The organism is Acinetobacter sp. BHS4 (assembly GCF_018454425.1).
Classification (GTDB): domain Bacteria; phylum Pseudomonadota; class Gammaproteobacteria; order Pseudomonadales; family Moraxellaceae; genus Acinetobacter; species Acinetobacter pittii.
Genome location: NZ_CP075323.1, coordinates 1,296,062 through 1,315,685 on the forward strand (window position 1 = coordinate 1,296,062; position 19,624 = coordinate 1,315,685).

General features: G+C 39.2%; 21 protein-coding genes. 16 read left to right on the forward strand and 5 right to left on the reverse strand.

Annotated features, from left to right (window positions below):
• Nucleotides 1–551 precede the first annotated feature (551 nt).
• The 4 genes from KIP84_RS06165 to KIP84_RS06180 are packed head-to-tail and all read left to right on the forward strand — an operon-like array spanning nt 552 to nt 4,338.
• Nucleotides 552–1,160: a paraquat-inducible protein A gene (locus KIP84_RS06165; RefSeq protein ID WP_213689522.1), complete on the forward strand. Its 609-nt coding sequence runs from the start codon at nt 552–554 to the stop codon at nt 1,158–1,160.
• The gene (locus tag KIP84_RS06170) at nt 1,157–1,966 is read left to right on the forward strand and encodes a paraquat-inducible protein A (RefSeq protein ID WP_213689523.1); all 810 of its coding nucleotides are present in this window, start codon (nt 1,157–1,159) and stop codon (nt 1,964–1,966) included. The genes KIP84_RS06165 and KIP84_RS06170 overlap by 4 nt, the downstream gene beginning before the upstream one ends.
• 7 nt (nt 1,967–1,973) lie before the next feature.
• Nucleotides 1,974–3,641: an MlaD family protein gene (locus tag KIP84_RS06175; RefSeq protein ID WP_080749914.1), complete on the forward strand. Its 1,668-nt coding sequence runs from the start codon at nt 1,974–1,976 to the stop codon at nt 3,639–3,641.
• A complete protein-coding gene (locus KIP84_RS06180; RefSeq protein WP_057070510.1) occupies nt 3,631–4,338 on the forward strand; it encodes a PqiC family protein in 708 nt (235 codons plus the stop codon). The genes KIP84_RS06175 and KIP84_RS06180 overlap by 11 nt, the downstream gene beginning before the upstream one ends.
• Before the next feature lie 60 nt (nt 4,339–4,398).
• Here the strand turns inward: KIP84_RS06180 and uraH are convergent, their stop codons facing one another.
• A complete protein-coding gene (gene uraH, locus KIP84_RS06185) occupies nt 4,399–4,800 on the reverse strand; it encodes a hydroxyisourate hydrolase (RefSeq protein WP_000167346.1) in 402 nt (133 codons plus the stop codon).
• Nucleotides 4,801–4,810: 10 nt separating this feature from the next.
• Nucleotides 4,811–5,278 (reverse strand): heme-binding protein, encoded by a 468-nt coding sequence (locus KIP84_RS06190; protein ID WP_130120386.1) that lies wholly within the window; start codon nt 5,276–5,278, stop codon nt 4,811–4,813.
• Between the two features lie 125 nt (nt 5,279–5,403).
• On the opposite strand from KIP84_RS06190, the gene KIP84_RS06195 reads away from it, so the two are divergent.
• The 10 genes from KIP84_RS06195 to KIP84_RS06240 all read left to right on the forward strand — a co-directional run bounded on the left by KIP84_RS06195 (nt 5,404) and on the right by KIP84_RS06240 (nt 15,719).
• Nucleotides 5,404–6,075, forward strand: coding sequence for a heavy metal response regulator transcription factor (locus KIP84_RS06195; RefSeq protein ID WP_005123675.1), 672 nt, complete (start codon nt 5,404–5,406; stop codon nt 6,073–6,075).
• Nucleotides 6,072–7,475 (forward strand): heavy metal sensor histidine kinase, encoded by a 1,404-nt coding sequence (locus tag KIP84_RS06200; RefSeq protein ID WP_213689524.1) that lies wholly within the window; start codon nt 6,072–6,074, stop codon nt 7,473–7,475. Before KIP84_RS06195 ends, KIP84_RS06200 begins: the two co-directional genes overlap by 4 nt.
• A gap of 96 nt (nt 7,476–7,571) precedes the next feature.
• Nucleotides 7,572–8,135: a lipocalin family protein gene (locus KIP84_RS06205; RefSeq protein ID WP_069123661.1), complete on the forward strand. Its 564-nt coding sequence runs from the start codon at nt 7,572–7,574 to the stop codon at nt 8,133–8,135.
• A gap of 119 nt (nt 8,136–8,254) precedes the next feature.
• Nucleotides 8,255–9,226 (forward strand): acyl-CoA desaturase, encoded by a 972-nt coding sequence (locus KIP84_RS06210; protein WP_213689525.1) that lies wholly within the window; start codon nt 8,255–8,257, stop codon nt 9,224–9,226.
• A complete protein-coding gene (locus KIP84_RS06215) occupies nt 9,223–10,485 on the forward strand; it encodes an FAD-dependent oxidoreductase (RefSeq protein ID WP_213689526.1) in 1,263 nt (420 codons plus the stop codon). Before KIP84_RS06210 ends, KIP84_RS06215 begins: the two co-directional genes overlap by 4 nt.
• Nucleotides 10,486–10,506: 21 nt before the next feature.
• Nucleotides 10,507–11,298: a DUF1365 domain-containing protein gene (locus tag KIP84_RS06220; RefSeq protein WP_213689527.1), complete on the forward strand. Its 792-nt coding sequence runs from the start codon at nt 10,507–10,509 to the stop codon at nt 11,296–11,298.
• Nucleotides 11,295–12,494, forward strand: a complete 1,200-nt coding sequence (locus tag KIP84_RS06225) for a cyclopropane-fatty-acyl-phospholipid synthase family protein (RefSeq protein WP_078221118.1) — start codon at nt 11,295–11,297, stop codon at nt 12,492–12,494. Before KIP84_RS06220 ends, KIP84_RS06225 begins: the two co-directional genes overlap by 4 nt.
• 29 nt (nt 12,495–12,523) lie before the next feature.
• Nucleotides 12,524–13,303 carry a DUF1295 domain-containing protein gene (locus KIP84_RS06230; protein ID WP_078221117.1) on the forward strand — a complete coding sequence of 260 codons (780 nt, stop codon included), beginning with the start codon at nt 12,524–12,526 and terminating at the stop codon, nt 13,301–13,303.
• A gap of 8 nt (nt 13,304–13,311) precedes the next feature.
• Nucleotides 13,312–14,358 (forward strand): cyclopropane-fatty-acyl-phospholipid synthase family protein, encoded by a 1,047-nt coding sequence (locus tag KIP84_RS06235; protein ID WP_020753314.1) that lies wholly within the window; start codon nt 13,312–13,314, stop codon nt 14,356–14,358.
• 32 nt (nt 14,359–14,390) lie between these two features.
• Entirely contained in the window at nt 14,391–15,719 is a 1,329-nt protein-coding gene (locus tag KIP84_RS06240; RefSeq protein ID WP_213689528.1) for a HAMP domain-containing sensor histidine kinase, read from the forward strand.
• Here the strand turns inward: KIP84_RS06240 and KIP84_RS06245 are convergent.
• From KIP84_RS06245 to KIP84_RS06255, 3 genes are read right to left on the reverse strand one after another with little or no spacing between them, the layout of a single operon-like run.
• Entirely contained in the window at nt 15,716–16,411 is a 696-nt protein-coding gene (locus tag KIP84_RS06245; protein WP_069035843.1) for a response regulator transcription factor, read from the reverse strand. The two genes, KIP84_RS06240 and KIP84_RS06245, sit on opposite strands and share 4 nt — an antisense overlap.
• A gap of 17 nt (nt 16,412–16,428) precedes the next feature.
• A complete protein-coding gene (locus tag KIP84_RS06250) occupies nt 16,429–16,923 on the reverse strand; it encodes a chalcone isomerase family protein (protein WP_017398543.1) in 495 nt (164 codons plus the stop codon).
• Entirely contained in the window at nt 16,890–17,462 is a 573-nt protein-coding gene (locus KIP84_RS06255; protein ID WP_213689529.1) for a nuclear transport factor 2 family protein, read from the reverse strand. Before KIP84_RS06255 ends, KIP84_RS06250 begins: the two co-directional genes overlap by 34 nt.
• 279 nt (nt 17,463–17,741) lie before the next feature.
• On the opposite strand from KIP84_RS06255, the gene KIP84_RS06260 reads away from it, so the two are divergent.
• Together KIP84_RS06260 and KIP84_RS06265 are read left to right on the forward strand one after the other, a co-directional pair.
• Nucleotides 17,742–18,494: an aspartate/glutamate racemase family protein gene (locus KIP84_RS06260; RefSeq protein WP_199983706.1), complete on the forward strand. Its 753-nt coding sequence runs from the start codon at nt 17,742–17,744 to the stop codon at nt 18,492–18,494.
• 136 nt (nt 18,495–18,630) lie between these two features.
• Nucleotides 18,631–19,617, forward strand: coding sequence for a quinone oxidoreductase (locus KIP84_RS06265; RefSeq protein WP_126645863.1), 987 nt, complete (start codon nt 18,631–18,633; stop codon nt 19,615–19,617).
• Nucleotides 19,618–19,624 lie beyond the last annotated feature (7 nt).

Consider the following 19,624-nt stretch of genomic DNA (forward strand, 5'->3'; position numbering starts at 1 on the left):
TTTTAAAGAAAAATATAAGATTTGAAATTGCCATTCTTGAATAGAATGTATATTTGAATATGAAAGTGATTAATTTTTTGGTTTTATATTCTAATTAAAATTATCATATTAAAAAGAGAGGGTTAAGGATTTAGAACCTTGAGAGTACTCTATGAGTGCTCATATTTTTAAGTAAATCTCTGTCCGCGTGTATAACCAACACGCTATTCTTTTGTATTGTTTTCCCAATGACTCACATGCCGTACTGTTCAGGAATGCTAAATTTTTGATGGTTTCGTGCTGTCACATGCTGATCTTAGATATGTTGGTCATAAAACTGTACTATCTCAGCTTAAGCCTTTAAATTTTGGTCTCTATTTCAATTCCACCACACAATCTGTACATATTATTCAGCAGTTTCAACAATATATTGAACAGCACCTACGGTAATTTTCATCTCAAAATTTATGATGACTTGGATAGTTTTTCGATTGATTTATATTTTAATTTACCTTAGTAATAAAAAGAGTTTTGTGTGACACAGTTAAAACTATAAATCTCAGAGTATAACTATGAAGCTTAAAGAATTAGCAGGTTGTGAGGAATGCGATACTGTCTATCGTAGAATCCCGCTTGCTTATGGAAAAAGAGCTTATTGCTTATGCTGCGGTGCTGAACTCTATCGGCACACCAAACATTTTTCGACACTGTTGGCTTTAATCTTAACGGCGTTGATCGTATTTATTATTGCTAATAGCTTTCCTATTGTAAAAATTGAATTGCAGGGCAACATCTCTGAAACCACCTTACTGGGTGCGGTCTGGGTGATGTTCCATTATGATCGGGCTTTTGTTGGCATTCTTATTTTAATCACCACTTTTATTGTGCCACTTTCCTATCTGTTATTACTTTCCTATGTGTTGGGCACAGTAAGTGTATTGAAGAAAAGACCCGCATTTTTGGTATTTGCCTTACGTACACTTTATTTTATGAGAGTGTGGGGAATGGTTGAGGTCTTCTTAATTGGAATCTTGGTTACGCTTGTGAAGTTAATAGGAATGGTGTTGGTGATTCCCGAGATTGCGTTATGGGCATTTGCGATCTTAAGTGTATTGTTGGTCTATATTACTTCCATAAAGGTGAGTGATATATGGAACGAAATTGATAGGTCACTGCCATGAAAACGATAAAAAACGTGACCCAAACGCAAAGCTCACAGCAAGGGTCAGTGCTTAAGCAATACCCAAGAGCCAAAGATCTCTCATTAATTGTGTGTCATTGCTGTGGCGTCGTAAATTCTGCTCAAAATGAAAAGAGACGAATCAACCAAAGCCATCAGGTGTTACGTTGTATTCGTTGTAATAGCGTTCTGCATTTACGTAAGCCAGCGAGTTTAAATCGAACTTTTGCCTTAGTGGTAGCTGCGACCATTCTTTATATTCCCGCCAATGTACTTCCAATGACGGTGACTGACTCACTGTTGGGTAGCCAGCAAGATACCATCATGAGTGGGGTCATTTACTTTTGGCAAAGTGGAGACTATCTGGTTTCAGTGGTTATTTTCATGGCCAGTATTTTTATTCCCATGTTGAAGCTACTAATTTTGTATTTTTTATTGGTGGCGGTATATCTTCAACAATCTTCAGCATGGAAATTTTTACCTGAGCAATGCGTTAAATTATATCGAGTTGTCGAATTTATCGGCCGTTGGTCAATGATTGACGTATTTGTGGTGGCACTCTTAACAGCACTCATTCAGATCCAATCGCTTGCTACCATTTTAGCAGGGCCGGGTTCGATCGCTTTTGGTGCGGTTGTGGTGTTAACCATGTTTGCATCGTTAAGTTTTGACCCACGGCTTATTTGGGATAACTTCTACGCATCTCAAAATAAAAATAAGCCTTCTACTTTTGCCTCAAACAAAACCAAGATTATTCAGGCAGAACACCCGCCGTTGAATAATGATTCCATTAATCCCAGTCAATAAAAGAACAATGAGTATGTCTGAAAATGAAATAACCCCTGGTAACTCAGATCGTCGTGATCCGGATGTTGAACTGGATAGCATGAATGATTTGCCAGAGCCCCAAGAAAAGAAAAGTCGGTGGAAGCCTCTTTTAATTTGGCTCATTCCATTGATTGCTCTTTTAATCGCGCTTTCATTAGCGATAAAAGCGCTCTTGTCTCACGGCCCGACCATTGACGTATCTTTTAGGACGGCTGAGGGATTGGTCGCAGGTAAAACAACGGTCCGTTATAAACAGGTGGATATTGGTGTAGTACGCCAGATTGATCTTTCAGAAGACCGTTCACACGTGATTGCCAGAATTGATTTGCGTAAAGATGCCAGTAACTTTGCCGCAAAAGATTCACGCTTTTGGGTCGTGCGACCACGTATTGGGACGAGTGGGGTTTCAGGAATAGACACATTATTGTCAGGTTCATATATTGAAGTGGATGGTGGCAAGTCGGAAGAGAAAAAGCTTGAATTTACTGGCTTAGAAATACCGCCAGTGATTACTTCCGATGTGCCGGGCAAAGAATTTTTCTTAAATGCAGATGATTTGGGGTCTTTAGATGTCGGTTCCCCAATTTATTATCGTCGAATTAATGTGGGCCAAATTACAGCCTATAAATTGTCTAACGATGGTAAAACTGTAGAGCTGCAAACTTTTATCCGTGCACCATATGACAAGTTTGTCACCACCGATGCACGTTTTTGGCAGGCGAGTGGGATCGATGTGAGCTTGAATGCCTCAGGATTTAGTTTAGATACTCAATCGCTGGCAAGTATTGTCGCGGGCGGTATTGCTTTTGGAATCCCTGAAAGCTCTCGTGCTACTACAGCGGCAAATCATAGTCGCTTTAATCTATGGGACTCGAAATCTGAGGCATTAAAAGACCCTGACGGGCAACCTCGTGGTGTGATCATGTACTTTGATCATTCATTACGTGGACTGTCTGTTGGCGCGCCAATTGATTTCATGGGCATTGAAATTGGTAATGTTAAATCGATTAATGCAGAGTTTTATAACAACTATAAACAGATTCGTATGCGTGTTGAGGCGGTTATTTATCCTTCACGTGTTGAAAATGGTCAAGCACTCAATCCAAACAGCAATATTTTCAAAGATTTTGTTGAACATGGATGGCGTGCTCAAATGAGAACAGGCAACCTTCTCACGGGCCAAAACTATATTGCCCTAGATAAGTTCCCTAAAGCTAAACCAGCCACATTACAAATTTTGAGTGATGACCGTGTGGTGATTCCAACTACACCAACTGAACTGAGTGGCTTACAAGCACAAGTTTCTCAGATTGCTGACAAGTTAACCAAATTCCCGTTAGTTGAGATTGGGCAAGATGTACGTAAAACGCTCAACAATATGAACACAGCCATTGAGTCTACCGATAAACTGGTTAAACAGTTAGATGGAAAAGTTGCACCTGGTTTACAAGCAACCTTAGACGATGTTCGTAAAACTGTAAGATCGTCAGAGTCTATTTTGTCGAGCGATGCGCCGTTACAACAAGACGTACGTAAAGCATTGCAGCAAATGACACGTGCAGCTGCTTCATTACAGTTAATGGCAGACTATATTGAGCAACATCCTGAATCAATTATTCGTGGTAAGACACCAGAGACCGATGATGAAAAATAAAAATACTCTATCTTTTCAATATCCTAAAGCAGCCAAATGGCTGCTTGGGAGCGGCCTGTTTTTAACGGCTGTTGCCATGACGGCATGTTCGAGTTCACCAACGCCAAATTATTATACGATATCCCCTAAAATTACTGCGGCTACAAAATCAACTGTGCAGGTGATTGAGGTATTACCCGTCGGGATTCCAGACCGATTGGACCGTGCGCCTTTGGTACTCCAAGACAGTAGTGGTAAGTCTACGGTGTTAAACAATGAACGCTGGACATCGACCATGGGTACGCAATTACGCGATACCTTGTCGGCGGGTTTACAGCAAAAATTAGGGGCAATTGACAGTTATAGCAGTGGGCTAGCTGGAAACAATCAGCCTTTATATCGAGTTTCTACAGACTTTTCTCATTTTGATATTGTAGATAAAAGCTATATTAATATTGCGGTGTCTTGGGTAGTGAAGCGTCAAATACCGCCCACTCAATTAGAGTCAAATAATGCAAAAGTCATCACGAATGCAGGATCTCAGCTCAATTGTCGAATTGCTTTTAAGCAGCCGATTGATCAGAAAGCTAAAAAGATGGAAGGTATTGTGAATGCTTCAAGTGAAGCGATGACTCAAATCATTAATACGGTTTCTTCTTCAATTATGGCGCTAGATTCAAACAAAAAATCGGTTATTAGCAATGGAGTTTGTTCGTAAAACGCATCGTTTTTAACCAACCCCTTTATTTGTGCACAACAGATAAAGGGGTTTTTTATTTTAGTTGCCTCGATAGGTTGAGTAACCGTAAGGGCTGAGTAATAAAGGAATATGGTAGTGATTTACGCTTCCATCGACTTTAAAAATTACAGGAACCTCGGCAAAAAAAGTTTGTTGTTTGTTCTTTTTAAACCAGTCTTCTGTTTTAAAAGTAACTTTATAAATACCTTGCTCTAGTTTTTTATTTTCTGGATAGAGCGCAGTAATACGACCATTTGAATCGGTCACTTGCTGGTTGAGTTTAACCCATTGGTTATTGGTGTTTTTCTCTAAAACGACTTCAACCTGAGAAGAGGGTAAACCCGTTTCTAGATTTAACACGTGCACACTTAGCGGATTAGTTTGTGCAAATGTAGCCGAAGCTATAAATAACGAAGATAAAGCAATAAATGATTTAGTCATGATGAACTCCTTATGAATGAAAAACGGTTTCAATGGCTTTGCTTGCACATTGATTGTCATTTTGTGCACCGCCAGCACCTGCAACCCCAATGGCTCCGATCACTTGGTTCTCAAAACGAACAGGTACGCCACCGCCTAACAAAAGTAAATTTGCTACGGTAGTTAAATTTTTTGCATCGGGGTTCTGGTTACTGTTTTGGCTTAAAACTAAGGTCGATGTTTTGGTAGATAACGCGGTATAGGCTTTTTTCTCGGCAGCCATTAAGTTATGCGGGCCCACCAACTCATGCCGTTCGGCAGTTAATGGATTACCGCCGCGATCTACAACAACAACCGCAATATTTTGATTTAATTTTTTACATGCCTCTTTCGCACTGTCGGCTAACAGATGGGCAGTTTTTAGATCTAACGAATAAACTTGATTCAAAGCAGGGGGCTGTGCAAAAGTACTATTACCGAATAGCACGGTTGCTAACATCAGCCAGTTCAATTTTTTCATAATGATTGCCTCTATGTCGCTTTGAAAATCTTAAACAAATTGCTTAATTTCAAGCATGACAATCACATTACAAAGTTGTCATCTTTCAAATGAGTCTCTACAAAATGCGTATCCTTATTATTGAAGACGAGATCAAGATCGCCACCTATTTGGTCAAAGGATTAAAAGAGTCTGGATATCAAGCGGAGTGTGTTCACTTAGGGCTGCAAGGTTTGGAAATGCTAAAGAGAGATCAATATGACTTGCTTATTCTTGACGTCATGTTGCCGGACATAGACGGCTGGAGCGTATTACAGGTCCTACGCCAGTTTTCAAAAATTCCGGTGATTTTTTTAACGGCAAAAGATCAGGTGATGGATAGAGTGAAAGGGTTAGAGTTGGGTGCAGATGATTACTTGGCTAAGCCTTTTTCCTATATTGAACTATTGGCACGCATTAAAAGCCTGTTAAGACGACAGCAATATCTGCAAGAAAATGAGCTATCTATTAGCGATTTAAAAATGGATGTGGTCAGTCATAAAGTGTGGCGTAGTGGCAACTTAATTGAGCTGAGTAAAACCGAATTTAATTTGTTGCGTTATCTATTGCTCAACAAAGAGCAAATCGTGACGCGTAGACAAATTGGCTCTGAAGTTTGGAATATTAACTTTGACACTGATACAAACTTTATTGACGTTGCAGTACGCCGTTTACGAAGCAAAATTGATGAGGGATATGAGTTAAAACTCATTCATACCATACGTGGCTTGGGCTATAAAATTTCGGTTAGCTTATGAACTTTAAATTTTTACGTTCTCTTGAAGTCCGTATTACATTACTGGTCACGCTTTGTTCTGCCTTAATTTTATGTTCAGTCGGCTTTATGACCTATTTGGGTATTAACCAGATTTTATTAAAGCAACAAGATAAAGCTTTAGCAGAGCGAATTAATCGTTTGGAAATTTTGCTGCAAGATAGTGAAAATGTAGAGCAAATCATTGCGCGTCCTAAGCTGTATCAAAACATGCTTGGCAACCAAGACAACTTGTTTTTGCTTATCCATAAAGACAAAACTTTAATTAATATCAATCCGCTCCACATTCAACTGCCTGAACTTGCACAGCGCGACAGTCTTCAATTTCAAGATTTAGCTAACAACTCATATCCAACGCGCATTGCTTGGAAATCCATAAAAATTAATAACGAGCCTTATCTACTCATTGCAGGTAAACAGTGGTCGGAACGCATCAACATTCTTTTACCTTTTCAAGAAAGTCTCTTGATGTATGTGGTCGGGGGTGTGTTTGCGATCTTTGTGCTTTGTATTTTAGCGTGTCATTTTGGTTTAAGGTCACTGCAACAGCTTCGCAAGCAAACTCATTCTATTAATGCAAATCAGCTACAGAACCGATTAAACCTCCCAAATTCACCTTTAGAAGTTGATCTGCTTTCCAAAGATATAAACCACATGCTTGAGCGTATTGAAAAGGGCTATACCCAGCTCAACCGTTTTTCTGAAGATATCGCACATGAGTTCCGCACACCTTTAAATAATCTGATTGGGCAAACCGAGATTGCTTTAACTGGCGAACGTTCGGTTGAGCAATATGAAGATTTGCTAGTGTCCCATTTAGACGACTACCACAGATTAAAACGCATGATTGATAGCATGCTTTTCTTGGCAAGAGCCGATCAGAAAATGGTGCTTGTAAACAAACAAGAAATAAACCTCCAAGATGTTATGGATAGGCTACACCAGATTTTTGAATATCAGGCCGAGGAACAAGACTGTCATTTTAGTTTTAACGTAGAAGCTCAAACCTTATTTGCAGATCCTGAGCTTTTTCAAAGAGCCGTTTATAACCTGATTTTAAATGCGTTGGTTCACGGTGGTGACAAGCGGACTATTTATATCGCAACTAAACATAAGATGATTGAACATAGGCAATGGGTCAGCCTAACTGTGGTAACGGGCGGGATTTCAATTGCAGATCATCAACTTGAGCATCTTTTTGAACGATTCTACCAATGCCATTCAAGTCGAAGTGATGAGAATCAAACAGGTGGATTAGGTTTGTCGATTGTTGCTTCAATTATGGATCTACATCATGGCCGCTATCGAGTTTATAACACGGTTGAGGGTGTGTGCTTTGAACTTGATTTTCCAGTTGCAGATGCTCTAAAGAAATACAATTAAATCCTTATTAATGTTGCTTAATTTTTAAAATTCACACTTTGTTCACAGCCCTCTGACGTATGTTTAAACGTATGAAATAAACAGAAGAGGGCAATCATGAAATTATTATTTAAATCACTTGTCATTAGCAGCAGCCTTGCAGCGGTGAGCTTAATGCTTCCTTTGAGCACCTTTGCCGACACCAATACTAAACCTGTCGCTGTTGATTCTATCGATATTAATAAATACGCAGGTAAGTGGTATGAAATTGCGCATTTACCTATGTTTTTTCAGCGTAATTGTGTAGCCAATACAACTGCAAGCTATTCTATTAACGCGGACAAAACCGTTGGTGTTCTAAATAGTTGTACGACTAAAAAAGGCGAAATGATCTCATCTGAAGGTGTGGCCTATCCGCAAAATGAAGGCAACAGTAAATTGAAGGTGAGCTTTTTACCTTCTGGCCTTAGATGGATTCCTTTTACAAAAGGCGATTACTGGGTTTTAAGAGTTGACCCAAATTATCAGGTTGCTTTAGTCGGTGGCCCAAGCCATAAATATTTATGGATTCTTTCTCGTAGCCCTCAACTTGATGAGGCGACATATCAGTCTTATCTGCAAACCGCAAAAAGCTATGGCTACGACGTTTCCAAACTTGTTAAGACAACACAGTCTAAATAGTGAAATGCTGGTTGCATAGTTGCTTATATTTATCTCGTAATTGAGTGAACTTCACATAAAATTCATTGCGCATTTTCTAAATTAGAACCAAAAGAAATGCTTTAGATCAGGAAGAATCAATGTCTAAATTTTTTCTGCGCTGGATCGATAGCTGGTCAGATTCAGAAAATGCGCAAGTGGGTGCTTCTAGCGAATATGTCATTGAAAAGAACATTCAATGGTTAAGAATTATTCCTTTTATTTTATTACATATCGCTTGTTTAGCAGTGTGTTGGGTGGGCGTATCTTGGTTCGCGGTTGTTTTCATGCTGGGTTTTTATTTTCTTCGCATGTTTGCAATTACCGCTTTTTTTCACCGCTATCTTTCGCATAAAACTTTTCAGACATCACGTATTGTTCAATTCATTTTTGTACTGATCGGAACCATGAGTGCGCAGCGCGGACCTTTATGGTGGGCAGCACATCACCGTTATCACCATCACTTTACCGACACCGATCAGGACCCGCATTCAGCGAAAGCAGGCTTCTGGTATTCGCATGTAGGCTGGTTTTTAAATGAGCAGAATTTTGCCACTCGAAAAAAAGTCATTAAAGACTGGTTGAAATATCCAGAGCTGATTTGGCTAGACCGATTTAGTTTGCCTATTGTGATTTTGACGGCCTTAGCAATTTATGGTTTAGGTTTGTGGCTTGCACAACATTTTCCTGAGTTGGGCACCAATGGCTTACAACTTTTAGTGTGGGGATTTGTGATTTCCACTGTTCTATTAACACATGCAACCTTGTGTATTAATTCACTCGCTCATCGTTATGGCTCACGTGAGTTTAATACCCCAGATGATAGCCGTAATAATTTTCTACTTTCTTTAATTACCTTGGGTGAAGGGTGGCACAACAACCATCACTTTTACGCAGGCAGTGTGCGACAAGGCTTTTATTGGTGGCAGATTGATATCACCTTTTATGTGCTTAAACTGATGTCTTTATTTGGTTTGGTGTGGGGACTAAAGCCAGTACCAGACAAGGTTTATCAATATAAAAAGATTAAAAACCTATCGATAGAAAAAATTGAAAACGGTGAAGTGTTATGAAAATTGCCATTATTGGTTCAGGTATATCTGGACTTTACGCAGCTTGGAGATTGTCAGAACAACATCAAGTCACTGTGTATGAAAAAAATAACTATTTTGGCGGTCATACTGACACTCACGAGCTAGAGATAGAAGGCACTAAAGTCGCGGTAGATAGTGGTTTTATTGTGTTTAACGACTATAACTATCCGTTATTTACTGACATGCTTAAAAAATTAGGCGTAGAAACTCAAAGCAGCGATATGAGTTTTTCGGTGAATAATCTGGTCAGTGGACTTCAATATAACCCTTCAAAAAAATGGTCGCTCTTTGCCCGTCCGCAGAACTTTTTAAACCGAAAATTTCTGCAAATGCTCTCAGATTTGCTGCGTTTTTATGATGACAATAAAGATATAGATGTGGCGGATATCGATCCTAATTTATCGATTGAAGAGTATTTGGACCTTCACAAATATAGTCATGAGTTTCGTTATGAGCATCTTTATCCGATGTGCGGTGCCTTATGGTCGGCACCCGTTGAGCAGGTAGGCCAAATTCCATATCGATTTGTCGTGAGCTTTTTTCAGCATCACCGCATGTTGCAGTTAAAAGAGCGGCCGCAATGGCAAACGGTTAAACACGGTTCAGCAAGCTATATTCGTGCTATTCAAAAGAATTGCCAATCCATTGAGTGGAAATTTGCAGAAGTAAAAGCTGTGAGTCGTTCACTAGAAACAGTTTTAATCGAAACCGTTGAAGGGCAAGCGCAATATGATTGGGTAATTTTTGCAAGCCATGCTGACGATAGCCTAAGTTTAATTAAAGATGCGTCAGAACTTGAACGACAAATATTAAGCCAATTTGGCTATCAAGATAATCGAATGGTCGTCCATCGTGATCTTTCAATTATGCCTAAAAGCCGTTTGCAGTGGGCAAGCTGGCATGTACATGTAACACCAAAATCTCAAGTTCAAAACGATGAGGCCGACATACATTATGGTTTTACCTACTGGATGAATAATTTGCAGAATTTATCCTGCGCTACCCAAATTTTTTCTACTTTAAATCCGAATATGAAAATCAAAGCCGAAGACATCTTGGTTGAGCGGCAATATCGACATCCTGTATTTGATGCAAAAGCGATTAAAGCTCAATCTCGTTGGCACGAAATTAATGGACAAAATCGTACTTCATTTTGTGGAGCATATTGGGGCTGGGGCTTTCATGAAGACGGTGCCCGCAGTGCAGCACGTGTTGTTGAGCAACTCTTAGCGTTATAAGAATAAGTAAGGAGCTTTCAAATGTTATTAAATAAACTTGCTATCGCTCCTGCGTTTATTCGTCATCGGCGTTATAGCCCTAAACCGCATGAGTTTACATCGACCTTAAATTATTTATGGTTCGATCCAGATCAATTAGTTGATATTACAAACGATTGTTCACTTTGGTCGACGGATCATTGGAATGTATTAAAGCTATCTAAAAATGATTTTTTAAACATGTATCACGGTTCTATAAGGGATAGAGTCGAGAAAGCGATACTGCAAAATAATCACTTACATCTTCGGCCAGACTGGCAAATTCGAGTCTTGGCTTTGCCTCGTTGTTTGGGTTTTCGGTTTAATTCGGTCGTATTTTATTTTGTTTTAAATAAAACTGGAAAACCGCTCTTTATTCTTAGTGAAATTACCAATACCCCGTGGAATGAACGAAAAGTCTATACACATGACTGTATAAAACAACAAGGACAGGCGGGTGACTATCAAAGTTTCGATTTTAACTTTGAAAAATCATTTCATGTTTCGCCATTTATGCCCATGCAGTTGACTTACCGTTGGCGATTTAGTTTTTCGGATCAGCAAAATGTCATTCACATGCAGCTTTTTGAAGAGCAAAAACAAGTCTTTGATGCCACTATGCGTTTTGAGCTTGTGCCCATCACATTTCCTTCACAGCAATATCGATATGCTCTTATGAACAGCCTAGCGCCTTTTAAAATGTTGTTTTCAATATATTTAGAGGCATTTAAGTTGTGGCGAAAAAAAGTTCCATTTTATCGTCATCCTAAAAAGATCAAGGTAGATAAGACATGATAAAAACATTTCTTTATGGTGAAGATGACTCACTACCGTTACTGCTCAAGAGTCTTCTCAAACTACGTCATGGACAGATCACTTTTCAGGGCGCGTGGAATGGGACGGTCGGTGAAGTTTCAGACTTACATGCTGTGATTGAAGTCCACAATCCTTTATTGATGGATCTCATTTTAAAAAATGGTGTTTTGGGAGCAGCAGAAGGGTATATCCGTGGTGACTGGAGCAGCGAGCACCTTGTCGAGTTGATTCAGATCTTGGCACGTAATCGAGCTGTATTGGACCAAATCAACCAGAATGTTATTGCTCAAGCGAGCCAGTTTTTTCTTAAAGCTTGGTATCAAAATCGAAAGAATTCTATAAGTGGTAGCCGTAAAAATATTGCCGAGCACTACGACTTAAGCAACGACTTTTTTAAATTATTTTTAGATCCGTCTTTAATGTATTCGAGCGCCGTTTTTGAAAATGAAAACATGACACTCGAACAAGCATCTGATTTAAAAAAAGAGATCATTTGTAAAAAGTTAGATTTAAAACCACTAGATCATTTGGTTGAAATTGGAAGTGGGTGGGGTGGTTTTGCAATTTATGCAGCTCAACATTATGGCTGTAGAGTAACCACCATTACCATTTCACAAGCTCAATATGATGAAGCCGTTACTCGTGTAAATGAAGCTGGCTTGGCACATCGAATTGATGTGCAACTTAAAGACTACCGTTTGCTCGAAGGCAAGTTCGATAAGCTGGTTTCAATTGAAATGGTTGAGGCGGTTGGTGCGCAATATTTATCGACATACTTTGATCAATGTAAAGCACTCTTAAAACCGAAAGGGTTGGCATTTATTCAAGCCATTACTATTGAAGATTTCCGGTATAAAAAAGCATTAAATACAGTTGATTATATTAAGCGCTATATTTTCCCGGGTAGCTTCATCCCTAGTGTGAGTGTGTTGACTCAAACCGCCTCTGAGAGTGGTTTAAGGTTAAAGCATTTAAATGATATTGGTTTAAGTTATGCGCAAACACTTCATCACTGGAGAGCGCGTTTTTTAGCGGCGCGGGAACAAGTATTGGCTCTAGGTTTCGATGAAAACTTCATTCGGATGTGGGATTTCTATTTATGTTATTGCGAAGGTGGTTTTAAAGAAGGCGTGATAAGCAATGTTCACTTGCTGTTTGAAAGTACCAGTTACTAAATCAAACAGCTCAAGTAAGGAGACTGCTCATGTTTTGGAATTTACTGATTCTAGATTTAATGATCATGTTGCTGAGCTGGCTACTTGCCACTCTAAATGGCCGAGCTGGAATAGTAGATGCTGCATGGAGTTTCTGTCTGGCAGTAAACATTATTGTGTCTTCTTTACTCATTTCAGTTGCCCCAGTTGAAGTGCGTCTTTTTATCGGTATTTTTAGCGGCTTATGGTTTTTAAGATTATTTTGGCACCTTTTAAGACGTTATCAATCTGAACAAAAAGAAGATGGCCGTTACGCGAGCATGCGTAAAGCGATGGGTAAGTTTCAGCATATTGGCTTTTTATTCTTTTTTATCTTTCAAACACTTTTAGTGCTTTTGTTCTTTTTGCCGATGTGGATGCTCCTCAATGTAGAGGCAACTGAATGGAGTAGTGGATATAAAGTCGCTTTAGTAATTGCTGCTGTCATCATGGTAATTGCTTTCATTGGAGAGCAGCTCGCTGATCAGCAGTTATACCGATTTAAATTAAATCCAGATCATCATGGCAAAACGATGGATCAGGGTTTATGGCGTTATTCACGTCACCCCAATTATTTTTTTGAATGGTTACATTGGTTTGCCTACCCAATTATTGGTTTAGCAGCAGGCCAATATGTATTGTGGATTTATCCGTTACTGATGTGGCTATTTTTATATTACGTCACGGGTATTCCATTTAGTGAAAAACAAGCAATTAAAAGTCGCGGTCAAAATTATCTTGATTATCAACAAAAAACGTCAATGTTTATTCCGCGAAAACCCAAAAAATAGGTGCGCATATGGATTTTATTGTTCATCAGTCTTTGAAAATTGTTGAAAGTGGTGTGATTCCAGATCATGCAATTCGAGCTGCAATTCGTGCTTTAAGTAAAAAGCGCTTAATCCAAGAAGGCCGTTATGACCCTGAACAAGGAGCGCAGCGCTACATGGATGTGCTTAATATGCTGAAGAAGAGCGAAATCGCCGTTGAAACGGATAAGGCAAACGAACAGCACTATGAATTGCCGACCGAGTTTTTTCAGGCGGTGCTTGGAAAAAGACTCAAATATAGTGCGTGTTATTTCCCGACTAAAACCACAACTTTAGATGAGGCAGAAGAGTTAGCTCTTCAGCTTTATTGTGAAAGAGCACAACTTAAAAACGGTCAACACATTTTAGAGTTAGGCTGTGGCTGGGGTTCTTTAACTTTGTGGATGGCAGAAAACTATCCACGCTCACAGATTACGGCTGTTTCAAATTCTGCAACTCAGAAAAAGCATATTCTTCGGCAAGCAGAGTTGAGAGGTTTAACCAATGTTGAAGTGCTTACCTGTGATGTGAATGTACTTGAATTAGACCAAGACAAGTTTGATCGTGTTGTATCGGTCGAAATGTTTGAACACGTACGTAATTACCAACGTCTTTTTGAAAAAATTCAGGGCTGGTTAAAGGCAGATGGCTTACTTTGGTGTCATATTTTTTGCCATCGCTTTTTACATTATCCTTTTGAAGTGAAATCAGATTATGATTGGATGTCCAAGTATTTCTTTACTGGCGGTTTAATGCCTTCGACTTCGACTTTTTTGCATTTTCAAGAGCATTTAGAGTTGGCTCAACAGTGGCAGTGGTCGGGTGAGCACTATATGAGAACGGCAAATGCTTGGCTTGATAATATGGATAATCAAGAAGTCGAACTGAAGCCCCTGTTTAAAAAAATCTATGGAAAAGATGCCAATATTTGGTGGCAACGCTGGCGTATTTTCTTCATGGCTTGTGCTGAGTTATTTGGTTTTGAGCAAGGTCAAGAATGGGTCATTGGTCACTTTTTATTTAAAAAGCGATCATAGTAATTTCTATAGCCTATCCCGGCGATAAAGATATGATAAAAAATCGACATGATGGCAAAGCGAGTCATCCATTAGCCCAAATGTTCAATCGATATTACTGGTTGCAGATTGGTCTGATTGCATTATCGATCGTGGTCGGGTTGGCTTGTAGTGCTTGGGTGATTAAGGGTTCTTTACTTAAAACCGCTTTAGAACAGGAAATGGAGCATTACTGGTTACGTATAGAACGTAACCCAAATGCTGATTTACCAGATACCAAAAATTTATATGGATATCGGTGGAATACACAAGTCGCGCCTCAACCTTTTCGGGGCATGCCTTTAGAAAGTGGCGTGCACCGAGTATTCGTAGATGGTAAAGAACGAATGACGGTCTATGGTGAGCGTAATGGTCAGCATGTTCTGTTGGTATTTGGCGAAAGCAATGTCAATAAGTTGATCTGGTTATTTGGCCTTGCTCCGCTGATGTTCAGCTTATCTGTTTTATATAGCTTTTTGTGGTGGTCAAACCGAAGAGCAAGACGCTATTTTTCCCCGATTACGCGTTTAGCGAATGCTTTAGAAAATATTGATTGGGCACATCAAGATACTCAGGCATCTCCTTTTAGAGATATTAATACCAATGGCAACATGGAAGCCGAATATCTCAAACAAGCTTTAGAAAAATATCATCAGGTTTTAAGTGATTTTATCCGACGCGAAAGAGAATTTACTGGAGATGTGAGTCATGAGTTACGCACTCCACTCACCATTTTGAAAGGTAATGTGCAACTGTGTCAGGCGAAATATGGAGACGATAAATCTTTAGTCCGTCTTCATAACACAATTGAAGATATGCAGCTGCTCGTTGATACCTTACTTGCGATTGCTCGGAATACGGTACAGAGCTTGCCATCTGAGAAAAATTTATTATCGAAAACGGTAAAGGATCTTGTTGAAAGTTTAGAAGCGGTAAGTGCAGGTAAAGGGATACAGATTAATATTCAACCTGATGTTTCTGAGCAGCCACGTTGGTTATATCCTTCGATGACTCAAATGGTTTTAGGTAATATTTTACGTAATGCCCTGAACTATTCTCAAGGCTCACAAATCGACATTATTCAACAAAAAAACAGCCTGATTATTGCAGATAATGGAATTGGAATTTCTTTACCTAACGATGTAAAGGTGCAAGAACTCAGCGATTCGCAACTTTCCTTAAAGGCTAAAGGCCATGGAATTGGTTTGCAATTGGTACAAAAGCTTTGCAAACAACTAGGATGGAGAGTGGAGCTGTTTGATCGACAATATTATTTAACCACTCATCCTGAACTCGATTTGGAGCCAACCACAGGCTTAATTGTTGTGGTCTATTTAAGTTAAGTCGCGGAATCTTCCAAAGCAATTTTTAAACCGACACCTGCCACTGTATGTAATAGTTTAGGATCAAAAGGTTTATCAACCATTTTTCTTAGGTTATAGATGTGACTGCGTAACGCATCGCTTTCAGGTTCTTCGTCTCCCCATAATTCCATCATCAGTTCTTGCTTAGTCACTACTTTTGGAGACTGGCGCATCAAAATTTTTAATAGTTTAAATTGAATAGGGGGTAACTCGATATTATTTCCGGCACGAACCACGGTTTGAGTTGCGCTATCAAGAATTAAGTCGTGAATTTGAATTTTATGGTGAGTGACTTCGCCAGCTGCTCTTTTTATTAATGCACGAATCCGCATCACTAATTCATTAAAATCAAAAGGTTTTACCAAATAATCATCTGTTCCAGCAGTAAAACCTTTAAGTTTGTCATCTAAAGTATCTCTTGCTGTGAGCATAAGAACGGGAATATCAACGCCTTGTTCGGTACGTAGCCAGTTACATAGGTCATAACCCGAGCCATCGGGCAAATTTATATCGAGCAACAAAAGATGATAATGCTGAGATTTGAGAAAAGTTCGTGCAGCATCTAAGTTACGTGCATGATCGACGATATAACCATGCACTTCAAGAAATTCGCAGACTGTTGCTGCAAGTTCAAAATGGTCCTCAACCATGAGGATAAAGTGATTACCCATGAGATTTTATTAAGCCATTAATTTAATAGTTGTTGTTTTAATTTAGCATTAAACGGTTCACTACCAAACCAGATTTTAAAATATTGATTTGCATTCGGATTGTTCAAAGAGCCGAGCAGCTTCTGGTTTAATTTTAATTCTAGTTTTTGATTTTCATGTTGATAGTAGAGACTATAGAGATCTCCACTCTTAATTGGCCTATATAGTTCATTAATATGATTAAGCGGGGATTTCGCATCAAAGCCGCTAACATTTTTCTTCAAAAAGTGAGTTGCTGCGCGTTTAAATGCCCACTCGGGAATATCGCGGTTATAGCTAAAGTCCATTTTGATGCTTTGGCTTTGCCAATTTTTTAGGCAATCTTCAGCAAAGTAACTGACATTTCCCACCTTCTTGCTCGTCACCATTAAAGGAGCTGAACTGCATTTTTTCAGTTCAGCCGCATTCGCTTGAGATACGATTAAGATTCCTAGAAATATCAAGATTCGACTTTTTTGAACGGCAATATCCATTTATATACTCCTCCAAATATGGGTAAAGAACGGTAGAGGCCATTCGCTGGATCCCAATAATCTTGCTGGAAAATAATTTTTTGTTGTTCATTAATCTTAATTTGACTAATTCCATAAGAAGCCATGGTTTTTGAGCGACCTAGCATTTTAAAGTCATAGGTCATGTACCAATGGATGTAGGCTGTATCTTGGTGATGAGTTGAACTAATGAGTTTTACAGTGACATTACTCACTCGGGCATTCATCCCTTCAAAATGCTTAATCAAATCTTTTTTCTGAGAGAACTGCGAGAGTGTATCGTTGATATAGAGCTGATCAGCGTAAAGATTGCTGGCATTATTTACAAAAGAAGGGGTGCCGAGCGTATTAAATGCAGCGACAAAACGATTGCCGATATCTAGCGCCTGTTGATCATCTAATTCTATACCAGTAATTTTTTGTTCAGCTTTGCCATAGTCACCTGAGTAACTAGGCACACTTTTACACGCCGTTAAACCTATCAAAGTAATCAACCCTAGGGCTGTAGTTATAATTTTCATGTCGATATCCAAGCCAACTTTATAAGATCAAATTAAAGAGCTGGTCGTGAATTTTGCGTGAATTCTTGTGTTTCATGATTTGGGATTTATGGGGGAGTTTTCTGTTTTGGGAAGTTCATAAATAAGGTCTATTGAACTTAAACATTTCTCTGGCCACCACAGCTTTTCATATTCGTAAATAGGAGAAGCTAGAAATAAACTAAGAAAGCAATTTTATTCTAGCTGCGCTTTACCCATAAGAGATATAGATAAGTTTTACATAAATAGAAGGATTCAATAATGAAAACAATCGGCTTATTAGGCGGAATGAGTTGGGAATCTACAGCGCTTTATTATCAACAGATCAATAAAATGGTTCATCGTAAATTAGGAAAATTACACTCTGCTGAGGTCATTATTAATAGTGTCGATTTTGAAGAAATAGCAGCCTTGCAAGCGAAGGGTTTATGGCAAGAAGCTGGCACATATTTAGCTGAGCAAGCACAAAATTTAGAAAAAGCAGGGGCAGATTGTATTTTGGTCTGTACTAATACCATGCATAAGGTAGCGCCTCAAATTGAAGATGCCATTACGGTTCCATTTATACATATTGCTGATGCAACGGCAAAAGAAATTTTGAGTCAAAACATTGGTAAAGTTGCACTGTTAGGGACCGCTTTTACAATGGAGCAAGATTTTTATAAAGCTCGATTGCAGGATTATGGAATTGATGTCGTTATTCCAAATGAAGAAGATCGAAAGACAGTCCATCGCATTATTTATGAAGAACTTTGTTTAGGTGTGATTAACCCCGATTCTCAGCAAAAGTATATTGCTATTGTAGAGAGGCTTATAGCTGAAGGTGCCCAAGGAGTTATTTTGGGTTGTACCGAAATTTGTATGTTAATTGGTGAGCTTAAATTCTCGGTTCCTTTATTTGATACCACCACTATTCATGCAAAAGAGGCGGTGAGTTTTAGCTTGAGTGAAAATAAAAATTCTCATAGCACCAATTTAAATATATCTGCTGCAATTGCTGGGAATACTGTTTAGCAATATTTGGAATATCCTTTGTCATTAAACGTTAAGCTTGTGTCGTCAAATGTAAAGTGGCCCATATCCTAACTGTTGTAATTTTGGTTATTGCTTTTATAGGCACTCAATAAAAAACCAAAATATGGAATAGGACATGACGTTGACGAAAGCTATACGTTTCTATGGAACAGGAACGCCAGAAGTAATGCGCTATGAGGATGTAGAAGTAGGAGATCCAAAAGCTGGAGAAGTACGCCTACGTCATGTGGCAGTCGGTTTAAATTATGCCGATACATATTTTCGTAATGGAACCTATCAAATTCCAATGCCTAATGGCATGGGCGTCGAAGCATCTGGTGTTATCGAAGCTTTAGGCGAAGGAGTCACTCAGCTTAAAGTAGGTGATCGAGTTACTTATACAGGTTTTTTAAATACCTTAGGTGCATATAGCACCCACCGTCTAATTCCAGCAAATGCTTTAATTAAATTACCCGAAGAAATTTCTTGTGAAACAGCGGCAGCCATGACCATGAGAGGGCTGACCGCTGCTTATCTGATGCGCCGTATTTATGACTTTAAAGCGGGTGATTCAATTTTATTACATGCAGCCGCTGGTGGTGTTGGGCTGATCGTTTCTCAATGGGCTAAATTACTTGGCCTAACTGTTATCGGGACCACATCTTCAGAAGAAAAAGCTGCCGTAGCGCGAGCTCATGGTTGTGATCATGTCATTAACTACAGTCATGAAAATGTTGCGGAGCGTGTACGTGAGTTAACAGGTGGCGTGGGTGTAAATGTCGTTTTCGATAGTGTTGGCCAAGCCACTTTTATGAGTTCATTAGACTCTCTCAAACGCCGTGGTTTGTTGGTCTGCGTAGGAACAGCATCTGGTCCAATTCCTGCTTTTGATCCGGTATTACTCGCTGTGAAAGGTTCATTGTTTGTCACACGTCCAGCTTTGGCAGATTACATTGCAGATCCTGCCGAGAAGAAAGAACTGGCAAATGAATTATTTGATCATGTTCGACATGGGCGAATCAAAATTGAAATTAATCAGCGCTATGAGCTAAAGGATGCCGTGCAAGCTCATCGTGATTTGGAAGCACGTAAAACAATAGGTTCATCAATCTTTGTAATTTGAAGGGATT

Bases quoted from the DNA above. Each gene is read 5' to 3' on its own strand.
- KIP84_RS06165 (WP_213689522.1), top strand. From the start codon at position 552: ATGAAGCTTAAAGAATTAGCAGGTTGTGAGGAATGCGATACTGTCTAT.
- KIP84_RS06170 (WP_213689523.1), top strand. From the start codon at position 1,157: ATGAAAACGATAAAAAACGTGACCCAAACGCAAAGCTCACAGCAAGGG.
- KIP84_RS06175 (WP_080749914.1), top strand. From the start codon at position 1,974: ATGAGTATGTCTGAAAATGAAATAACCCCTGGTAACTCAGATCGTCGT.
- KIP84_RS06180 (WP_057070510.1), top strand. From the start codon at position 3,631: ATGAAAAATAAAAATACTCTATCTTTTCAATATCCTAAAGCAGCCAAA.
- uraH (WP_000167346.1), bottom strand. From the start codon at position 4,800: ATGACTAAATCATTTATTGCTTTATCTTCGTTATTTATAGCTTCGGCT.
- KIP84_RS06190 (WP_130120386.1), bottom strand. From the start codon at position 5,278: ATGTTAGCAACCGTGCTATTCGGTAATAGTACTTTTGCACAGCCCCCT.
- KIP84_RS06195 (WP_005123675.1), top strand. From the start codon at position 5,404: ATGCGTATCCTTATTATTGAAGACGAGATCAAGATCGCCACCTATTTG.
- KIP84_RS06200 (WP_213689524.1), top strand. From the start codon at position 6,072: ATGAACTTTAAATTTTTACGTTCTCTTGAAGTCCGTATTACATTACTG.
- KIP84_RS06205 (WP_069123661.1), top strand. From the start codon at position 7,572: ATGAAATTATTATTTAAATCACTTGTCATTAGCAGCAGCCTTGCAGCG.
- KIP84_RS06210 (WP_213689525.1), top strand. From the start codon at position 8,255: ATGTCTAAATTTTTTCTGCGCTGGATCGATAGCTGGTCAGATTCAGAA.
- KIP84_RS06215 (WP_213689526.1), top strand. From the start codon at position 9,223: ATGAAAATTGCCATTATTGGTTCAGGTATATCTGGACTTTACGCAGCT.
- KIP84_RS06220 (WP_213689527.1), top strand. From the start codon at position 10,507: ATGTTATTAAATAAACTTGCTATCGCTCCTGCGTTTATTCGTCATCGG.
- KIP84_RS06225 (WP_078221118.1), top strand. From the start codon at position 11,295: ATGATAAAAACATTTCTTTATGGTGAAGATGACTCACTACCGTTACTG.
- KIP84_RS06230 (WP_078221117.1), top strand. From the start codon at position 12,524: ATGTTTTGGAATTTACTGATTCTAGATTTAATGATCATGTTGCTGAGC.
- KIP84_RS06235 (WP_020753314.1), top strand. From the start codon at position 13,312: ATGGATTTTATTGTTCATCAGTCTTTGAAAATTGTTGAAAGTGGTGTG.
- KIP84_RS06240 (WP_213689528.1), top strand. From the start codon at position 14,391: ATGATAAAAAATCGACATGATGGCAAAGCGAGTCATCCATTAGCCCAA.
- KIP84_RS06245 (WP_069035843.1), bottom strand. From the start codon at position 16,411: ATGGGTAATCACTTTATCCTCATGGTTGAGGACCATTTTGAACTTGCA.
- KIP84_RS06250 (WP_017398543.1), bottom strand. From the start codon at position 16,923: ATGGATATTGCCGTTCAAAAAAGTCGAATCTTGATATTTCTAGGAATC.
- KIP84_RS06255 (WP_213689529.1), bottom strand. From the start codon at position 17,462: ATGAAAATTATAACTACAGCCCTAGGGTTGATTACTTTGATAGGTTTA.
- KIP84_RS06260 (WP_199983706.1), top strand. From the start codon at position 17,742: ATGAAAACAATCGGCTTATTAGGCGGAATGAGTTGGGAATCTACAGCG.
- KIP84_RS06265 (WP_126645863.1), top strand. From the start codon at position 18,631: ATGACGTTGACGAAAGCTATACGTTTCTATGGAACAGGAACGCCAGAA.